Source organism: Streptomyces taklimakanensis, from assembly GCF_009709575.1.
GTDB classification, from domain to species: domain Bacteria; phylum Actinomycetota; class Actinomycetes; order Streptomycetales; family Streptomycetaceae; genus Streptomyces; species Streptomyces taklimakanensis.
This window is the reverse complement of sequence record NZ_WIXO01000002.1, coordinates 32,058-50,906: the sequence shown is the minus strand read 5'-3', so window position 1 is coordinate 50,906 and position 18,849 is coordinate 32,058. Positions and strand designations below refer to the sequence as shown.

The following is an 18,849-nucleotide window of genomic DNA, read 5'->3' as shown; positions in this document are numbered from 1 at the left end:
CCACCGCTTCGGACTCTCCCAGGAGGAAACACTGTGGCGCAGAACCTGGAAACCGCCCCCCGCACCGAACCCGCCCCGGCCGCCGGGGCGCCCCGGGGGGCGCTCCCCGACGTGTCGGGGGCCGCCGTCCCCGACTCCGCCGCCCCGGCCGCCACCGCCTGGTGGCGGCGCCCGTGGGTGATCCCGTTGGCCGTCGTGGTCCTGGCGTTCCTCGTCCACGTGTGGCCGCCGTACCTGGGCCTGGACCCGGAGGCGTCGCTGATCCCCATCCGGCCCGACGCCGCGCAGCACTACCCGCTGCTGGTCGCCCACATCGCCACGGGGACGATCGCGCTGCTGACGGTCGTCCCACAGCTGTGGCCCCGGCTGCGCCGCCGGCACCCGGCCGTGCACCGCTGGTCCGGACGGCTCTACGTCTTCGCCGGCGCCCTGCCCTCCGCGATCCTCGCCTTCCTGATCACCCCGCTGTCGATGGGGCCCTCGGTCGGCACCACCCTCGGCGGTGTGCTGTGGCTGGTCACCACGGTGATGGGCTTCGTGCGCGCCGTCCAGGGCAGGTTCGTCTCCCACCGGATGTGGATGCTCTACAGCTTCGCGTTCGCCATCAACATCGTGTGGGGCCGCGTCTTCGTCGTGGTGCTCGAAACCCTCCACGTGCAGAGCCAGTGGGTGTGGGCGCAGGTGGTGGGCACCGCGCCGTGGCTGGGCTGGGTCATCAACCTCATCGCCGTGCAGTGGTGGCTCAACCGCACCGCCGGCCGCCCGCTGAAGGAACTCGTGTGAGGCCGCCCGTCCGCACCGGGCGGCCGGGGAACGGGAAGGAGGACGCATCATCGTGAGCACACTGCTGCGCGACAAGGTCGTGGTGGTCTCGGGCGTGGGACCGGGGCTGGGCCGGTCGCTGGCCCTGCGGGCCGCGCACGCCGGCGCGGACGTCGTCCTGGCCGCGCGGACCGAGTCCGTGCTGGCCGAGACGGCCGCGGAGGTGGAGGCCACCGGCCGGCGCGCCCTGGCCGTACCGACCGACATCACCGACGAGCCCGCCGTCCACGCCCTGGTCAAGGCGGCCGTGGACACCTTCGGCCGGGTGGACGGCCTGGTCAACAACGCCTTCGCCGTGCCGCCCATGACCCCGCTGGCCGACGTGCGCATCGAGGACGTGCGGTCCGGCTTCGAGACCAACGTGTACGCCGCGCTGCGCACCACCCGGCTGTTCGCCCCCGCCCTCGCGGAGAGCGGCGGATCGGTCGTGATGATCAACTCCGTGGCCGTCCGCCACTCCAAACCCCTGTTCGGCGCCTACAAGATGGCCAAGGCGAGCCTGCTGGCCCTCGCGCAGAGCCTGTCGACCGAACTGGGGCCGCGGGGTGTGCGGGTCAACACCGTCGCGCCGGGCTACATCTGGGCGCCGGCCCTGCGGGGGTACTTCGCGCACCTGGCGAACGAGCGCGGCGTCTCGGAGCGGCAGGTCTACGACGAGGTGGCGGCCGGTCTGGACCTGCGCAGGCTGCCCGAGCCGGACGAGATCGCCGACAGCGTGGTCTTCCTGCTGTCCGACCTGTCCCGGGCCGTCACCGGGCAGTGCCTCGACGTCAACGGGGGCGAGTACCACCACTGAGCCCGTACGCGGCGGCCGCGCCGGATCGGTTCCAGGTCAGCATTCTGGAAGACGCGCCGACACCCCGTCACATGCCAGGCTGGATCGGCGGGCCGCCGTCTAGAACCCACAGGAGAGTCAATGAATTCCGCCGCGGCAACCGTCCTGGCCGACACCGTCTCGGGCACCGTCGTCCTGCCCGGTGACAGTGCCTACGAGGAGTTGCGCAACGTCTTCTCGCACAAGGGGGCGCCGGAGGTGATCGTCCGGTGCGACGGCACCGAGGACGTCCGTGCCGCGGTGCTCTTCGCCCGTGAGCACGGACTCAGGATCTCCGTCCGCAGCGGCGGCCACAGCAACGCGGGCCTGAGCACGGACGACGGCGGCATCGTCATCGACCTGTCGCGGCTGAACACCGTCGAACCGGTCGACGCCGGGCGCGGCCTGGTGCGTGTGGGGCCGGGCGCCACCTGGATCGAGGTGGCCGACCGCCTCCAGGAGCACGGGCTGGCCTTCTCCTCCGGCGACACCACCACGGTGGGCGTGGGCGGCAACCTGCTGGGCGGCGGCATCGGATGGATGGTGCGCAGGACCGGGCTGGCCCTGGACAACCTGGTCTCGGCGCAGGTGGTCACCGCCGACGGGCGCGTCGTGCGCGCCGACGCCGAGGAGAACGCCGACCTGTTCTGGGCGCTGCGCGGCGGGGGCGGCAACTTCGGCGTCGTGACCTCCTTCGAGATCACCGCCCACCCCTGCGGACCGGTCCACTTCGGCAGCATCACCTACCCGGCGGACGAGGCGGCCCGGGTCGTCAAGGGCTGGCTCCGCCACATGCGCACCGCGCCCGACGAACTGACTTCGCACATCGCGCTGTTCCCCTCCTTCGGCGGCGACCCGGCGCCGGTGACCGTGCTCGTGTGCCACTGCGGCGACGCGGAGGCGGCCGAGGCCGCCATCGCCCCCCTGCTGGAACTCGGCACGCCGGAGGGCAAGGACATCGACCGCGTGCCCTACCCGACGATCCTCGAGGAGCCGGGCGAGCTGCCCCCCGACTGGCAGCCCACGGTCCGCAGCCGCTTCGTCCGCGAAGCCGGTGACGAGTTCGTCGACACGCTGCTGGAGGGCGCGCGCTCCTTCGACAGCCTCTTCGTGGAGCTGCGCAGCATGGGCGGCGCGGTCGGACGTGTCCCGGCGGACGCGACCGCCTTCGCGCACCGCGATGCCGAGGTGATGATCAACACCGCGAAGCTCGGCACGCGCGCCGAGAACCTGGAGGCCGAGCCGGCCCTGGCCCGCTTCTGGAAGTCCCTGGCCCCGTACACGCGGGGCGCCTACAGCAACTTCCTCAGCGAGCTGGACGCGGACGACATGGCGGCCGTCTACCCGCCGTCGACCTACGCGCGGCTCCAGAAGGTCAAGGACGCGTACGACCCGGAGAACCTGTTCTCCCGCAACGTCAACGTCGCACCCTCCGCCGGGAACTGACCCCGCGGACCCCGAAGGGACCCTCGCATGAGCACCGCAACCCTCACCACCGGGGCCGGCGGCGCCTCAGCGCCGCCGGAGCCCGACCTGACCCGGGACGAGGTCGTCCGGCGGGCCGAGGCGCTGGCCCGCACCCTGGTCGACCGCCAGGCCGAGACCGAGGAGCGCACGTACTACGCGCCCGACACGCACGAGGAGTTCGCCCGGGCGGGCCTGTACCGGATCCTGGTCCCGCGCCGGTACGGCGGGTACGAGTTCGGCGTCGAGACCTTCATGCGGGTCGCCCAGGCGCTCGCCCGCGGCTGCCCCTCCACCGGCTGGATGTACACCCTGGGCGCCGCGCACGCGCTGGCGGTCGCCTCGATCTTCGAGGAGCGGGCCCAGGCGGAGATCTTCGCCGGGGGCGACTTCGTCAGCCCGGCGACCATCACACCGGCGGGCAGGGCGCGCCGCGCCCCGGACGGCGGCTGGATCATCGACGGGACCTTCCCCTACTGCTCCGGCGCCCCGTACGCCACGCACTTCATCGGCCACACCACCGTGGAGCCCGACGACGGCGGCGAGCCGGAGCTGCTGCTCTTCATCGCGCCCCGCGACCAGTGGACGCTCGTGGACGACTGGGGGCGCCAGCTCGGCCTCAAGGGCAGCGGCTCGCACAGCGTCTCCTTCGCGGGCGGCCACATCCCCGAGCACTTCGCCCTGCCGGGCACGCACCTGAGCGAGATCGACGTGACACGCGGGACCCCGGGGCGCCGGCTGCACGGCAACCCCGAGTACGGCGGCGGCCCGCTCAGCTCCATGTTGCTGGAGTCCGCCTCGCTGGCGGTGGGAATGGCGCAGGGCGCGCTGGACGCCTACGAGGACCTCATGCGGACGCGGAAGACCATCTTCACTCGGGTCACCCGGGCCGAGGACCCCGACTACCAGCTCTGGTACGGGCAGGCCGCCGGGATGATCGCCACCGCCGAGGCCGCCGTGCACGAGGCGGCCCGCCGGTGGAGCGCGACGTGTGCCGAGGGGCCCGAGGCGTTCACCCGGGAGGCGGACCTGCGCCTGGCGGCCGTCTGCCGCGAGGTCGTCCGGCTCGCCTGGGAGGCCGTGGAGGGGCACCTGTTCCCCACCGCCGGATCCAGTGCCGTGCGCGCGGGCGAGCGCGTCGAGCGCGTCTGGCGCGACATGTCGACGCTGCACAGCCACGCCGGCATCGGCGTCCTGTTGCGCGGCACGGCCACCCGTGAGTACGCCCGGGCGCGCTTCGGGGCCGCGGAAGGCGCCCGGCCGTGAGCACGGCGGTCACCGGGCGCCCGGCGACACCGGCCCCTCCCGGCACCCCCGAGTACGACAGCGCCGGCCGCGTGTTCAACGAGGCGGCACCGGCTCGGCCCGCCGCCGCCGTCACCGCCCGCACCGTCGAGGACGTGCGGGCCGCGGTCGCGTACGCGGCGGACCGGGGCATGCCCCTGCGCGTCCACACCACCGGACACTCGGCGGGCGCGGCCGGCCCGATGGACGGCAGCCTGCTCGTCCGCACCCGTCTGGCCGGCGGCGTCCGGATCGACGCCGAGCGCCGGACGGCCCGCGTGCCCGCCGGAACCACCTGGTCGGAGGTCGTGGCGGCGGCGACGCCGCACGGGCTGGCCGCGCCCCACGGCACCTCCGGGACCGTCGGCGTCGTCGGCTACCTGCTGCGCGGGGGCGTGAGCCTGTACGGCAGACGGGTGGGGCTGGCGGCCAACGCGCTCCGGGCCGTCGAGGTCGTCACGGCCGACGGCGCCCTGCGCCGGGTCGACGCCGACCACGACCCCGAGCTGTTCTGGGCGCTGCGCGGCGGGGGCGGGGGCTTCGGCGTGGTGACGGCGGTCGAGTTCGCCCTCTTCCCGGCCGCCGAGGTCGTCACCGGCGCCGCGTTCTGGGCCGGCCGGCACGCCGAACGCCTGTTGGAGCTGTGGTGCGCCTGGGCCCGGGAGGCGCCCCGCGAGGCGGCGACCTCCTTCCGGATCATGAACCTGCCCCGGATCCCGGAGATCCCGGCCGAGCTGAGCGCCGCACCGGTGGTGTGCGTGGCGGGCGCCGTGCTCGCCCCCGGGCGGTCGGACGCACCGGCCGCCCGGCGCGCCGCCGAGGAGCTGCTCGCCCCGCTGCGCGCGGTCGCCCGCCCGCTGGAGGACACCTGGCGTCCCGGCACCCCGGCCGACGTCCCGTCGGCCCACATGGACCCGTCGGGCCCCGTCAACGTCCTCGGCGACCACATGCTGCTGCGGGAGTTGGACGGAAGCGGCACCGCCGCGTTCCTGGACGCCGCGGGCCCCGGCTCGTCGTCGCCGCTGGTCGCGGCCGAACTGCGCCAACTCGGCGGGGCGCTGGCCGAGCCCGCCGCGGCGGGCGGAGCGCTCGACCACCTGGCCGCCGCGTACGCCTGGATGGGAGCGGGGCTGCCCGAGCTGTTCCCGGCGGAGCGCGTCAGGGGCCACCTGGACCGGGTGCGCGCCGCGCTCGGCCCGTGGGACACCGGCCGCACGGCACCGACGTTCGTGGAGAGCGCCCACCAGCCGCAGCGGCACCTGGACACCGGGACGCTCGCCGCGGTCTCCCGCGTCCGCGACCGTGTCGACCCCCGCGGTCTGTTCCGGCAGGACGTCATGCCCCAGACGACGATTGCGAGGTCCCCGTGAGCGCCGGCAGCGAGGCCGCGGCGGTCGTCGGCGGCACGACCGCCGCACCGGCCGCCCCTTCCACCACCTACTCCTCCTACCTCGAACTCGGCACGGTCCTGCGGGCCCAGCACCCGCGGACCGACGCGCACGAGGAGTTGCTGTTCATCATCGTCCACCAGGCGCACGAGCTGTGGTTCAAGCAGCTGATCGCCGAGTTCGCGGAGCTGCGGCGCGCCCTGGCCGACGGCGACACCGCCCGCGCCCTGCAGTGCCTGCACCGTTCGGGAACGGTCTTCCGCGTGCTGATCGGGCACCTCGACGTGCTGGAGACCATGACGCCGGGCCAGTTCGCGGCCTTCCGCCACCGGCTCGACGGCAGCGGGTTCCAGTCCGCGCAGTTCCGCGAGATCGAGACGGTGCTGGGCGCACGCGACCACGACGTGCCGCTCCGGTATCCCGAGGGCAGTGCGGAGCGGAAGCGGCTGCGGGCCGCGCTGGGGGCGCCGTCCGTCTTCGACGCGTACCTGTCCTACCTGGCGCTCGGCGGCTACCGGGTGCCGGCGGAGCTGCTGGACCGCGACGTCTCGCGGCCCCTTGAGGCCTCGCCGGAGCTGACGGAGGTACTGCGCACGGTCTACCGCGAGAACGGCGTGGCCACCCGGCTCGCCGAAGGGCTGGTCGACATCGACCAGCTGCTCCAGGAATGGCGCTACCGGCACGTGACCATGGTCGCCCGCACCATCGGCGGCAGGTCCGGAACCGGTGGAACGGCGGGCGCCGCCTACGTGCGCGCCGGCCTGTTCAAGACGATGTTCCCCTGGCTGTGGGCGGTGCGGAACTGACGCCCGCGCCCGCCCGGGCGCGGGCGTCAGACCCGGGAGCGCCGGTTCCGCGAGGAGAACCAGGGCCGGCCGGCGCCCACCCGCCCCGACGCGGCCCTGTTGTCCCCCCTCCGGCAAGGAAGAGAACATGAGCGACATTCAGAAGCTGGTGCAGGAAGCCCTCGACGGCCTGGTGGAGTCCGGCGCGGAACTCGGCCTGCAGGCGGCCGTCTACGTCGACGGCGAACCGGTCGTCGACGCGGTGGCGGGCGTGGCGGACCCCGAGGACGGTCGCCGGGTCGAGTCCGGAACGCCGTTCTACAGCGCCTCCACCGCCAAGGGGGTGGCCGCGACCGTGGTGCACGTTCTCGTCGAGCGCGGCCTGTTCGGGTACGACACGCCGATCGCCGACCTGTGGCCGGAGTTCGCCGCCCACGGCAAGACGGCGGTGACCGTCCGACACGCCCTGACCCACACCGCCGGCGTCCCGGGCATGCCCGCCGACGTCACCCCCGAGAGCCTGACCGACTGGGACGCCATGTGCGCCGCGGTCGCCGACGCCGAGCCGTGGTGGGAGCCGGGCACCCGGACGGGCTACCACGCCTTCACCTACGGCTGGCTGCTGGGCGAGGTGGTGCGCCGGGCCACCGGCAAGCCGATCTCGCAGGTGCTGCGCGAGGAGGTCGCGGGTCCGCTGGGGGTGGCCGACGAGCTGTACTTCGGCGTCCCCGAGGCCGAGCTCGGCCGCCTGGCCCGCCTGGAGGACGCCCCGGCCGACCCGAACGCCTTCGGCTCCCTGCCCGAGGACTTCCCCCTGTTCAAGGCGTCTCCCCCGCAGGTCACGCCGAACGCCGCCTACGGCAACCGGGCGGACGTCCTCACCTCCGACATTCCGGCGGGCGGCACCATGACGGCCCGCGCCGTGGCACGTATGTACGCGGCGCTGCTGGGCGAGGTCGACGGCGTCCGGCTGGTCTCCGAGGAGCGCCTGCGCGAGATCTCCTCGGTGGCGTTCGAAGGGGTGGACCAGGTGTTCGGCATGCCCACGGCGTGGGGGCTGGGCTACTCCATCGGACGTCCGGGCGCCGACCCGCGGCAGACCCGTCACGTCTTCGGCTCGGTGGGCATGGGCGGCAGCGCGGGATACGCCGACACGTCGACGAAGGTCGCCTTCGCGCTGACCAAGAACCGCTTCGACCCGATGGCGGCCGGCGCCGTCGAGCGGGTCGGCGCGATCGTCGCCGAGGCCGTCGCCAGGGCCTGACCCCCGGGCCGGTACGAGAAGAGGATCTGCCATGACGAACGGAACGGCGCCGGCGCCGGCGGCCGCGGAGCGGGCCGGCCGCAAGGAGTGGATCGGCCTCGCGGTCCTGATGCTGCCGACCCTGCTCATCGCGCTCGACATCGGCGTGCTCTTCCTGGCGTTGCCTCACCTCAGCGAGGATTTGGGCACCAGCGCGACCGAACAGCTGTGGATCACGGACATCTACGGCTTCATGCTCGCCGGGTTCCTCATCACCATGGGGAACCTGGGCGACCGCATCGGGCGGCGCAGACTGCTGATGATCGGCGGGGCGGCGTTCGGCGTCGCCTCGGTGGTGGCCGCCTACGCCGACACCCCCTGGACGCTGATCGCGGCCCGCGCGCTGCTGGGCATCGCGGGCGCGACGCTCAACCCGTCGACGCTCGCGCTGATCAGCAACATGTTCCGCGACGACCGGCAGCGGGGTCTGGCCATCTCCCTGTGGGCCACCTGCCAGTTCGGCGGCGCGGCGGTCGGGCCCGCCATCGGCGGGCTGATGCTCAAGCACTTCTGGTGGGGGTCGGTCTTCCTGCTCGGGGTGCCCGTGATGGCGATCCTCCTGCTGGCGGGGCCGCGTTTCCTGCCGGAGTTCCGCAACGAGCGGGCGGGACGGCTGGACGTGGTCAGCGTCGCGCTCTCCCTGGTGGCGGTCCTGCCGATCATCCACGGCGTCAAGGAGCTGGCCGCCGGCAACGCCGAGAGCCCGGCGGCGGCTTTCGCCGCGCTGGCGGTGGGAGCGGGCGGCGCGCTGGCCTTCGTGCGCCGCCAACGGCGCCTGGAGGACCCCCTGGTCGACCTGCGCCTGTTCTCCAGGCCGTCGTTCAGCATCGCCCTGGCGGCCATGGCCCTGGCCTCCGGGGCGTTCGCCGGCACCTCGCTGCTGACGAGCCAGTACATCCAGAGCGTCGCGGGGCTGACGCCCGGCGAGGCCGGGCTGTGGCAGGCGCCGACCGGCGGCGGCATCGCCGCGGGCGTGCTCATGGCCCCGCTGTTCGTGCGGTGGGTCAAACCCCTGACCGCGATGGTCACGGGCCTGGCGGTGTCCGCGTCCGGCCTGCTGCTGCTGGCCGTGGCCGGCAGCGGATCGGGGGCGCCCGTCGTCGCCCTGGGCATCGCCGTCGTCGCCTTCGGCGTCGGTCCGCTGTTCGCCCTGGGCACCGGTCTGATCGTGGGGTCGGCCCCCGTCGAGAAGGCCGGTTCGGCGGCTTCGCTCTCCGAGAGCAGCAACGTCCTGGGCTCGACCCTGGGCCTGGCGCTCCTGGGCACGCTCGGCACCGCGGTCTACCGCGGTCTCGTCGCCGACGATCTCCCGGCGGCCCTGGGCGGCGCCGAGGCCGCCGCGGCCCGGGAGACGCTGGCCGGGGCCGCGGCGACGGCCGAGTCCCTGCCCGCACCCGTCGGCGGAGCGCTGCTGGACGCGGCGCGCGACGCGTTCACCACCGGTCTCAACACGGTCGCCGGCGTGTCCGGGTGCGTCGTGGCCGTCCTGGCGGTCGTCCTGGGCACCGCCCTGCGGGAGCGGCGCGGCGCCGCCCCCGGGGCCGGCGGGGCGGGGGAGCAGGCCCCGGAGCGGGCCGGGGACGCGCGGCACGTCCCGGCCTGACCCGGAACGAGGCCCCGGAGGGCCAGGTACGCCCGGAGGGGGCGCGGCGGACCCGCCGCGCCCCCTCCGGGCGTCCGCCGTCCCCGCCCACACCGCATTCCAGGAGATGCACTGCGTCACGGCAGCGGGCGACGATCTCAGACAAGAGACACGGCAAGAGGACGGGGGCTCGCGATGACGGAGACACTCGGCAGCGACGGCAGGCCCGTCCGTCCGTCCCCCGGCTCCGGCGCCGCGCTCGCCCAGCCGCCCACCGGATCCTTCGCCCGCGTCCTCGCGCGGGCCCGCGCGGAGGGGCGCGCGGCCCTGGTCGTGGACGTCAAGTGCCGCTCCCCCCGCGACGGCGAGCTGATCGCCCGCGAGCGGGTCGAGGGGTACGTGCGGGAGCTGCTGGGCGCGGGGGTGGAGGCGCTCGCCGCCGTCACCGAGCCGCAGTACTTCGGGGGGAGCCCCGAGATCGCCCGCCGCGTCCGCGCGGTCTCCGGCGTCCCGCTGATGCGCAAGGAGTTCTTCACCTCCGTGGCGCAGATCGACGAGTCGCACGCCCTGGGATTCGACGCCGTCCACCTGACCCTGCGGACCATCGGCGACCTCGGACTCGTGCGCGAGATGCAGGCGCGCGCGGCCGAGCTCGGCCTCGAACCGGTCATCGGCGTGCACACGCGCGAGGAGATCCAACAGGCCGCCGAACTGGGCGCGCACGTGGTGGGCCTCAACAACCGCGACATCCGGGCCCTGGAACTGGACGAGGGCACGGTCGGACACAGCGAGGCCGTCACCGGTCTGCTGCCGCCCGAGGTCCTGGTGATCTCGGAGAGCGGCCTGCACTCCCCCGACGACGTGGCGCGGGCGGCCCGGGCCGGTGCGGACGCCGTCCTGATCGGGACAGCCGTCGCCAAGAGCCCCGACCCGGCGGCCTTCGTGCGGACCCTGGCAGCGGCGGCATGGCGCCGGTAGACCGGCTGGGCCGCGCGCTGCGCACGGCGCGGGAGGAGCACCGCGCCCTGCTCGTCGTCTACCTGACGCACGCGCCCGCGAGCTGCTCCCCCGTCGACCTGGCCCGGGCCGCCGTCGAGGCCGGCGCGGACGTCCTCGAACTGGGCATCCCCACGCCGTCCACGAGGCCGCGCGGCGAGGAGGTGGGCGCCTCCTTCCGGCGTGCCGCCGGCACGGCCCCCGAACGCTCCTGGGAGACGCTGCGCCGGCTGCGTGAGGCGCTTCCCCACACCCCGCTGCTGCCCCTGGTCTACCCGGAGACCTCCGGCGACCTCGGCTGGGACGCGCTGCTGGGCGAGGCCACCGCGGCCGGGGCGGACGGCCTGGTGCTGACCCGGCCCTGGCACGACGACGGACTGGAGAGGGTCGCCGCGGCCGGCGTGAGCGCGGTGCCGGTGCTGCCGGCGACCGCGGACCCGGACGAGGTGGCACGGGCCGAGGAAGCGGCCGCCCACCTCACCTACCGCGCCCTGTCCGACCGCACCGGTGGACGGCTGGACCCGCGGGCGGCGCGGCGGCGTGCGCGGGAACTCGCGCGGGGGGCGTCCGCACCGTTCCTCGTGGGCTTCGGCGTCAGCACCCCGCGGGACGTCGCCGCCCTGGCCCCGCACGCCGCCGGGGTGGTCGTCGGCAGCGAGGCGATCCGCGTGCTGCGGACCGCCTCCCCCCGCACCCGGGAACAGGAACTGCGCGCGGCGGTGCGCGCCTGGCGGGAGGCGACCCACCGCCCGCCGGCGGACCCGCCGGTGAAGGAGCGATGACATGCGAGCGGACATCGTTGGCGGAGGCCCGGCGGGCCTCCTGACCGCCGTCCTCCTGCGGCGCCGCGGCGTCGCCGACGACGTGCGGGTCCTCGAACGGCACCCGGCGGGCACCACGTACGGCTGGGGCGTCGTCTTCCCCGAGGGCGCGCTGGACCGGCTGGCCCGGGCCGCGCCCGACATCCACGCGGACGTCCTCGCCGCGGGCACGACGTGGACCCACATCGACGTCCGCCACCGGGGCTTCCGGCGCCGGGTCAACGGCAACCGGTTCCACGGGATCCCCCGCACCGCGCTGCTGGAGATCCTGCAGCGCGCGGCGGCGGACGCGGGCGTGCGCCTGACGTTCGGACACACCGTCGAGGACCCGGCCGGACACCCGGACGCCGATCTGGTCGTGGGCGCGGACGGAGTGCGCTCCGCGGTCCGCGAGGCGCACCGGGACCGCTTCCGGCCCGTCCTGGAGGAGTCGGAGTTCGTGTACGCCTGGTTGGGGACCGACCGGGTCTTCCACGACTTCACCTACGTCTTCCGCGACACGCCCTGGGGGGTCTTCCGGGCGTACGCCTACCCCTCCGGCCGGCCCTGGAGTTCCCTGATCGTCCACGTCTCGCCCGAGACGTGGCGGGAGTCGGGCCTGGCGGAGGCGGGGGAGGAGGAGTCCGCCCGCCTGTGCGAGCGGGTCTTCGCGCGGGACCTGGAGGGCGCCGCGGTCCTGACGAAGGGCTCGCCGTGGCAGCGGTTCCCGCACCTGCGGTGCGCCCGCTGGCACCACGGCCGCACGGTGCTGGTCGGCGACGCCGCCCACACCGCCCACTGGTCGATCGGATCGGGCACCCGGCTCGCCGTCGAGGACGCCATCGCCCTGACCGAGGAGCTGGCCGCCCGTCCCGGACGGATCGAGGGCGCCCTGGCCGCGTTCGAACGGACCCGCCGGCCGCGGGTGGAGAAGTTCCAGGCCGCGGCCCGCCGCTCCGAGCGGTACTTCGAGAAGACGCCGCGCTACCTCGACTTCGAACCGTCGCAGTTCGCCTACCAGCTGACGGCCCGTTCGTGGCGGATCAGGCACTCGGACATCGCGCGCCGGGACCCGGACTTCGTCTCCGCCTACGACGCCTGGTTCCACGGCCGGGCGACGGGGGAACCGGTCGAGGTCGCCCCCTCCCCGGCCTTCGCCCCCCTGCGGGTGGGCTCCCTCGTCCTGCCCAACCGGATCGTCACCCTGACCGGCGCCCGGGGCGCCGCGCTGGCCCTCGTCGCCCCGTCCGCCGCGACCCCGGTCCCCGCGCCGCCCGGCGGGTGCGCCGTGGCGGGCCTGCGGGTGCCGGTCCTGAAGGACCCCGGCGGCTACACCGCGCTGGCCGAACGGGCCCGGGCCGCGGGGTACGGCCTGGTGCTCCTGGACCCCTCCACGGACCCCGAGGCCGGCCTGGCCGCGCTGAAGGAGCTGCGCGCCCGGTGGCCGGCGGACCTGCCCGTGGCCGCCGCGCTGCCCGAGCCGCACGGGACGGACGAGGCCGGCGAGGCCCGCGACGAAGCCGAACTCGTCGCCCTGGCGCGCCGGTCGGCCGCCACGGGAGCGGACGCGCTGCTCGTGGCCGGCGTCCGGCTCGCGGACGCCGTGCGCAACGAGGGCGGGGTCACGGTCTGGGTCGACGGCGGCGCCCGCACCCGGGACGACGTCGACACGGTCGTGGCGGCCGGGTGGGCGGACGCCTGCGTGCTTCATCCGACGACTCCCGAGACGGTGGAGAGGGAAAGTGGAGTACTGGAACAAGAAGACTGAGACCATGCCGCGCCGGGAGCTGAGGGCCTGGCAGTGGCGCAAGCTCAGCCGGAGCCTGGACCATGCCCGGGAGAACTCGGTCTTCTGGGGCGAGCGGCTGCCCGACGGGATCACCTCGCTGGAGGACTTCACCGAGCGGGTCCCGCTGCTGTACAAGTCCGACCTCGTCGCGGCCCAGCAAACCGCCCCGCCCTACGGCACGCTGCCCTCCGTCGATCCCGCGCTGGCCATCCGCCACCACCAGACCAGCGGGACGAGCGGCGCGCCGCCGGTGCGCACCTTCGACACGACGCGTGACTGGGTCTGGGGCGCGGACATGTGGTGCACCGCGCTGTACGGCATGGGAGCGCGGCCCCGGCACAAGGCCATGCTGGCCTTCGGCTACGGCCTGTTCATCGGCTTCTGGGGCATGCACTACGGACTCGAACGCCTGGGCTGCACGGTGGTGCCCACCGGCTCCATGGACTCCCGCAGCAGGATCCGGCTGCTGGTCGAGCAGCGGATCGAGTTCCTGGCCTGCACGCCGACCTACGCGCTGCGCCTGATCGAGACGGCGCGGGAGATGGGCGTCGACCTCGCGAAGGAGGCCAACGTCCGGCTCCTGGTGGCGGCCGCCGAGCCCCGGCCGGAGAAGACCGACCGGGTCATCTCGGAGGCCTTCGACGCCCCGGTCCACAACGTCGCCGGCATGACCGAGCTGGGCACGCTGAACATCTTCGAGTGTCCCGCCCGCCCCGGAGCCAACCACATCATCGAGACCGGCGTGCTCGAGGAGGTGCTGCACCCCGAGACGAAGGAGCCCGTGGGCTACGGCGAGCGGGGCGTGCGGGTGATGACGGGGCTCGGCCGCGAGGGGATCCAGATCTTCCGCTACTGGACGGACGACCTGGTGGTGAAGCGGCCCTGGTACGAGTGCGGCTGCGGCCGCACCTGGGACTGGTTCGACCGCGGGATCCTCGGGCGCACCGACGAGATGCGCAAGATCCGCGGCGTCTCCATCACCCCGCTGATGGTGGAGGACGTCCTGCGCGGTTTCGGCGAGGTCAGCGAGTTCCAGACCGTCCTGCGCACGGACCGGGGACTGGACGTCGTCGTCATCCGGGTCGAACCGCGGGACGCGCCCGGCGTCGACACCGCGTCGCTGGGCGCGCGTATCAGCACCGGGATGAAGGAGCAGATCGGGTTGCGGCCGGAGGTGGAAGTGGTGGCCCCCGGCAGCCTCCCCCGATTCGAGGTCAAGGCGAAGAGGTTCCATGATGAACGGGCAGGCTGAACTCACCGCGCGGCAGGAGCAGCAGCTCAGGGACTGCTACGCGCAACTGGCGCGGATCGCCGGGACCGTCGAGGTGCCCGGCGTGCTCGCCGCCGCCAGGGCGGCGCTGGCCGAACTCCACGCGGCGCTGGAGGGCCAGGCGTTGGAGTTCGAGTTCCACTCCGACCGCTTCTCCTGAGGAGGCGGCCCCGGCCGGGGCACGGCCGCACCCGGCCGGACGCGGGAGGCCGAGCCCCCGGACCGTCGCAGACAGCATTCCAGAAGGTGCGCCGCCTCCCCGTCCGGCGCAAGGATCGCCGTGACCCGACAGGTGGCTTGTTTTCGTACGCAAGGGAGCGCCGACTGTGGCAACACCTACCACGCACAGATCGGGCGGGGGGCCCGTCGAGAGGGCGAGGGTTCCCGCCCTCGACGGACTGCGGGGGCTGTGCGCCCTGGCCGTCCTCGTCTTCCACGTGTCCTACAGCTCGGGGGTGATGCACCACTACTCCGACCCGCGTGAGGACGTCTGGGGCTACCTCACCGCCGGAATGGGCGTCTTCCTGCCGCCGTTCTTCGTGCTGTCGGGCCTCATGCTGTACCTGCCGTTCGCCCGGCGGACGCTGATCGACTCCGCCCCCAAGCCCCCGCTGCTGCCCTTCCTGTGGCGGCGCGTCCTGCGTATCGTCCCGGCCTTCTGGCTGGTCACCGTCGTGGTGATCGTGGCGCTCAACTACGACAAGATCGACGGCCCCTGGTACGTCCTGCGGCCACTGCTGATGATCCACTTCTTCGTGCGCACCGAGTGGATCATCGGCCTCGACCCCACCTGGACCGTGCCCGCGGAGATGGTGTTCTACCTGTCGCTGCCGGCCGTCGCCTGGATCGCCCACCGGCTCGCGCGCCGCGTCGAGGACCCGGCACGGCGGATGCGTCGCATGTTCTGGCCCATAGCCGTGCTCGTCCTGGTCGGCGCCGGCTGGACCGCGTACTGCTTCCTGCCGGCCATGGCCGCCGACGTGTGGTACCTGAACTTCTTCCCGTTCGGCTACGTGGGCTTCTTCGCGGGCGGCATGGCGCTGGCGGTGCTCACCGCGTACGGCGAGGCCACCGGCCGCACCCCCGCCCTCTACCGCGCCGCGGCCCGGCGTCCCCTGGCGTTCTGGGCCGCGGCCGCGGTCGCCTACGCGCTCAACGTCCCGCAGCCGTTCGGCCGTCCGGGCACGGGCGACTGGGGCGCGCTGGCCCAGCAGATGGTCCTGCACGTGCTGTTCTTCGTCTTCGCCGTGTTGCTGGTCATCCCGGTCGTTGCCCCGGGGGCGCGCTCCCGGACGGTGGACGCGGTGCTCACCAACCGCCCGATGGTCTTCCTCGGCCGTATCTCGTACGGCATCTACCTGTGGCACGTCTTCTTCATCCACGTGGTCCTGCAGAACGGCTGGATCTTCGGCACGACGGCCGTGCCGGACGCCGTGCTCCGCGGCCAGGTCGGCTTCTGGCCCATGGTCGTCGTCTCGCTGGCCGGCTCCGTCGTCGCCGCCTCGATCAGCTTCTACGCCCTGGAGCAGCCGATCAGCAGGAGGCTGCGCACGCTCTTCGACCGGCCGGCGCCGCCCGCGGACGTCCCGCCTCGGTCCGAGCCCGGCGCGGCCGAGCCCAGGGTGCTGACGAAGGCCTGACCCCATCGCCCCGGAGACCGGGGAGGAGCTGTGCGGCCGGACGGCGACCCGCCGTCCGGCCGCGGCGTTCTCCCGCCCGCGCCGCGACCGGCGGACGGTGCCGGAGGCAGGGAGGGCGGTTCCGGAGACAGGAAGGGCGGTGCCGAGGCGGGGAGGGCGGGGGCCGGGGGGAGTGGGCGGGACGGCACGGGACCCACCCGCGGCCCCGGGAACGGCGACGGGGGCGGGTCGGAGCGCGGAACACGCGCTCCGACCCGCCCCCGCAGAGGCGGCCTCCCGGCCTGCCGGTCAGTTCAGCGAGCGGACGAAGGCACGGACGTCCCCGACCAGCAGTTCGGGTTGCTCCATCGCGGCGAAGTGGCCGCCCCTGTCGAACTCGCTCCAGTGGGTGAGCGTGGGCAGCAGCGGTTCGGCCCACCGGCGGATCGGCAGCACCACGTCACGCGGGAAGACCGCGACGCCGACGGGCATCTCCAGCCGCCAGGGCCCGCCCCACGTCCGCACGAAGGCCTCGTCGCCGTGCGCGGACTCGTAGTACAGCTGGGCGCTGGAGCCCGCGGTGCCGGTGAACCAGTAGATCGAGGCGTTGGTGAGCAGGTGGTCGCGGCCGACGGCGTCCTCGGGGACCTTGTCGGCGGCGGACCACTCCTTGAACTTCTCGACGATCCAGGCGAGCTGGCCCACCGGGGAGTCGGTCAGCCCGTAGGAGAGGGTCTGGGGGCGGGTGGACTGTATCCGCTGCCACCCCATGCCGTCCTGCTGGAACCGGCCGGCGAACTCCAGCCGCGCCAGGTCGGCCGCGTCCAGGCCCTCGAACGCCTCCGGTTCCCGCGGCGGGAAGGTGGCGAACATGTTCACGTGGACGCCGGCGACGTGCTCCGGGTCGGCGAGCCCCAGCTCCAGGGAGATCGCCATGCCCCAGTCGCTCCCCTGGGCGACGTAGCGCCCGTAGCCCAGCCGGCTCATCAGCTCGGCCCAGGCGCGGGCGACGCGGCGGGTGTCCCAGCCCGCCCGGCCGGTGGGGCCGGAGAACCCGTAGCCGGGGATCGAGGGGATGACGAGGTGGAAGGCGTCGGCGGGGTCGCCGCCGTGCGCCGCCGGATCGGTCAGCGGGCCGATCACGTCGAGGAACTCGGCCACCGAGCCCGGCCAGCCGTGGGTGACGATCAGCGGCGTGGCGTCCGGCTCGGGGGACCTCACGTGCAGGAAGTGGACGTCCACGCCGTCGATCTCGGTGATGAACTGGGGGTACCGGTTGAGCCGCTCCTCGGCGGCCCGCCAGTCGAAGCCGGAACGCCAGTACTCGGCCAGTTCCCTGAGGTACTCCACCGGAACTCCCCGGGACCAGCCGGAGTCCGGGATCTCCCCCTTGGGCCATCGGGTGCGTGCGATGCGTTCCCGCAGGTCGTCCAGGTCGGCCTGCGGTACCTCGATGCGGAAAGGACGCATGGCGGAAAAGCCTCTCGTCGTGCGCGGGCGGCCCGACCGCCCGCGGGGTGTCAGTGGTGGGCGGCGGGCACGCGGGCCCGCGGCATCGCGGCCCCGCCGCCGGTACGGCGCCGGGCGCGCAGCACCCTCAGGAACGTGCGCGGCCGCAGCAGGGCCTGCGGGGGGTCGACGAGTCCCGCGACGCGGATGAAGGCCCGGCTCAGCTCCGGGTCGTGCACGGCGGCGTCCTGGAGCATGGCGACGTACGCGTTGATCGCCCTGACCTTGGGCGTGCGGCGGCCGGCGACTCCGCTGTAGCCGAGGTCCGACCCCGCGGCCAGCTCCCAGGGCGCCTTGATGCCGGTCGCGACGCCCCGGAAGAACGCGGCGGCCCGCGGTACGGGGTCCCGCTCCAGGTGCCGCCGCAGTTCCAGTGCCTCCAGGGCGGCGACCGTCATGCCCTGCGCGTAGACGGGGTTGAAGCTGCACACGGCGTCGCCCATGACCAGCAGCCCCCGCGGAAAGCGCCGCAGGCGCTCGTAGTGGCGCCAGACGCTCGCCGGATAGCGGAACATCACCGGGTCGTCGAGCGGTTCGCCGTCGACGATCGCCTCGTGGATGTCCGGCACGGGCAGGGAGCGGGCGTACTCGAGGAAACCCTCCGGGTCCGTCGGCGGGTGGTCCCCGAGGATGCCGGTGAGGGAGAGCTCGTACTGGTCGCCGGTGCCGGGCACCCGGTAGAACAGGCCGCCGCGCGGGTGCCCGGGGGTGGCCGCCGGGATGATCGCCTGGCCGTCGCCCAGCGGGTCCCGGCTCAGGCGGTAGTGCCGGGTGGTGTACGCCAGGTCGATCCCGATCCGCTCCTCCTCGGGGCGCTCGTAGCCGAGTTCCTCCAGCCACACCGGGGTGCGGGAGCCGCGCCCGGTGGTGTCGACCACCAGGTCGGCGTCGAGGGTGCGCGGGGCGCCGCCCGCCGCGCGGGCCTGGACGCGCGCGCCGGTGATCCGGGTCCGGTCGGCGGTGGCCTCCAGCCCCAGGATGTCGTGCTCTTCCAGGAAGCGGACGGTGGGGATCGCCTGCACGCGGCGGCGCACCCGCTCCTCCAGGACGGGTCGGGTGGCCGGTATGGAGACGAGCCCGGTCTCCACGGGCGCGATGCGCCTGCCGTTGAAGTACCAGTGGCAGTCGCGGCCGAAGTCGCCGGGTTCGGCGCCCGCGGCCCTCATGTCCTCCGTGAGTCCCGGGAACAGCTCCTCCAGCACCTGCTGCCCGCGACCCACCAGGCCGTGGGCGTGACGGCCGTGCGGCACGCCGCGGCGCGGGCCGGCGGTGTCCACGAGCCGGTCGCGGTCGACCAGCAGGACCTCCGCGTGGTGGTCGGAGAGTACGCGTGCGGCGAGGAGGCCCGCCATGCTGCCACCGAGCACCACCGCCCGGCTGTCGGCCGTCTTGCCCACTTGTGCTTCACCTCTTCGGAGACGGGT

At 74.3% G+C, this 18,849-nt stretch carries 16 protein-coding genes; 14 read left to right on the top strand and 2 right to left on the bottom strand.

Features of this window, described 5'->3' with window-relative positions:
- Positions 1-33 precede the first annotated feature (33 nt).
- The 14 genes from F0L17_RS26200 (at position 34) to F0L17_RS26135 (ending at position 15,937) form a co-directional block, all read left to right on the top strand.
- Complete coding sequence (locus tag F0L17_RS26200) at positions 34-783, top strand: DUF2306 domain-containing protein (protein WP_338018295.1); 750 nt, start codon at positions 34-36, stop codon at positions 781-783.
- Positions 784-835: 52 nt separating this feature from the next.
- Positions 836-1,618 (top strand): SDR family oxidoreductase, encoded by a 783-nt coding sequence (locus F0L17_RS26195; protein ID WP_338018294.1) that lies wholly within the window; start codon positions 836-838, stop codon positions 1,616-1,618.
- A 120-nt stretch (positions 1,619-1,738) separates the two neighbouring features.
- Positions 1,739-3,082: an FAD-binding oxidoreductase gene (locus F0L17_RS26190; RefSeq protein ID WP_155074238.1), complete on the top strand. Its 1,344-nt coding sequence runs from the start codon at positions 1,739-1,741 to the stop codon at positions 3,080-3,082.
- Between the two features lie 27 nt (positions 3,083-3,109).
- Positions 3,110-4,366 (top strand): acyl-CoA dehydrogenase family protein, encoded by a 1,257-nt coding sequence (locus F0L17_RS26185; RefSeq protein WP_155074237.1) that lies wholly within the window; start codon positions 3,110-3,112, stop codon positions 4,364-4,366.
- Complete coding sequence (locus tag F0L17_RS28410; protein ID WP_338018293.1) at positions 4,363-5,754, top strand: FAD-binding oxidoreductase; 1,392 nt, start codon at positions 4,363-4,365, stop codon at positions 5,752-5,754. Before F0L17_RS26185 ends, F0L17_RS28410 begins: the two co-directional genes overlap by 4 nt.
- A complete protein-coding gene (locus F0L17_RS26175; RefSeq protein ID WP_162466909.1) occupies positions 5,751-6,578 on the top strand; it encodes a tryptophan 2,3-dioxygenase family protein in 828 nt (275 codons plus the stop codon). Before F0L17_RS28410 ends, F0L17_RS26175 begins: the two co-directional genes overlap by 4 nt.
- A 127-nt stretch (positions 6,579-6,705) precedes the next feature.
- Positions 6,706-7,821, top strand: coding sequence for a serine hydrolase domain-containing protein (locus F0L17_RS26170; RefSeq protein ID WP_155074236.1), 1,116 nt, complete (start codon positions 6,706-6,708; stop codon positions 7,819-7,821).
- Between the two features lie 31 nt (positions 7,822-7,852).
- Positions 7,853-9,463 carry an MFS transporter gene (locus F0L17_RS26165; RefSeq protein ID WP_155074235.1) on the top strand — a complete coding sequence of 537 codons (1,611 nt, stop codon included), beginning with the start codon at positions 7,853-7,855 and terminating at the stop codon, positions 9,461-9,463.
- A gap of 174 nt (positions 9,464-9,637) precedes the next feature.
- The gene (locus tag F0L17_RS26160; protein ID WP_155074234.1) at positions 9,638-10,420 is read left to right on the top strand and encodes a beta/alpha barrel domain-containing protein; all 783 of its coding nucleotides are present in this window, start codon (positions 9,638-9,640) and stop codon (positions 10,418-10,420) included.
- The gene (locus F0L17_RS26155; protein WP_155074233.1) at positions 10,408-11,220 is read left to right on the top strand and encodes a tryptophan synthase subunit alpha; all 813 of its coding nucleotides are present in this window, start codon (positions 10,408-10,410) and stop codon (positions 11,218-11,220) included. The genes F0L17_RS26160 and F0L17_RS26155 overlap by 13 nt, the downstream gene beginning before the upstream one ends.
- Before the next feature lies 1 nt (position 11,221).
- Complete coding sequence (locus tag F0L17_RS26150) at positions 11,222-13,006, top strand: FAD-dependent monooxygenase (RefSeq protein ID WP_155074232.1); 1,785 nt, start codon at positions 11,222-11,224, stop codon at positions 13,004-13,006.
- Entirely contained in the window at positions 12,981-14,279 is a 1,299-nt protein-coding gene (locus F0L17_RS26145) for an AMP-binding protein (protein WP_162466908.1), read from the top strand. Before F0L17_RS26150 ends, F0L17_RS26145 begins: the two co-directional genes overlap by 26 nt.
- Positions 14,263-14,457 (top strand): DUF6052 family protein, encoded by a 195-nt coding sequence (locus F0L17_RS26140; RefSeq protein ID WP_155074231.1) that lies wholly within the window; start codon positions 14,263-14,265, stop codon positions 14,455-14,457. Before F0L17_RS26145 ends, F0L17_RS26140 begins: the two co-directional genes overlap by 17 nt.
- Before the next feature lie 166 nt (positions 14,458-14,623).
- Positions 14,624-15,937, top strand: a complete 1,314-nt coding sequence (locus tag F0L17_RS26135; protein ID WP_162466907.1) for an acyltransferase family protein — start codon at positions 14,624-14,626, stop codon at positions 15,935-15,937.
- A 288-nt stretch (positions 15,938-16,225) separates the two neighbouring features.
- On the opposite strand, the gene F0L17_RS26130 is transcribed toward F0L17_RS26135, so the two are convergent.
- Positions 16,226-17,386 carry an epoxide hydrolase family protein gene (locus F0L17_RS26130; protein WP_155074230.1) on the bottom strand — a complete coding sequence of 387 codons (1,161 nt, stop codon included), beginning with the start codon at positions 17,384-17,386 and terminating at the stop codon, positions 16,226-16,228.
- A 50-nt stretch (positions 17,387-17,436) separates the two neighbouring features.
- Positions 17,437-18,822, bottom strand: a complete 1,386-nt coding sequence (locus tag F0L17_RS26125) for an FAD-dependent monooxygenase (RefSeq protein ID WP_338018292.1) — start codon at positions 18,820-18,822, stop codon at positions 17,437-17,439.
- Positions 18,823-18,849: the final 27 nt, after the last annotated feature.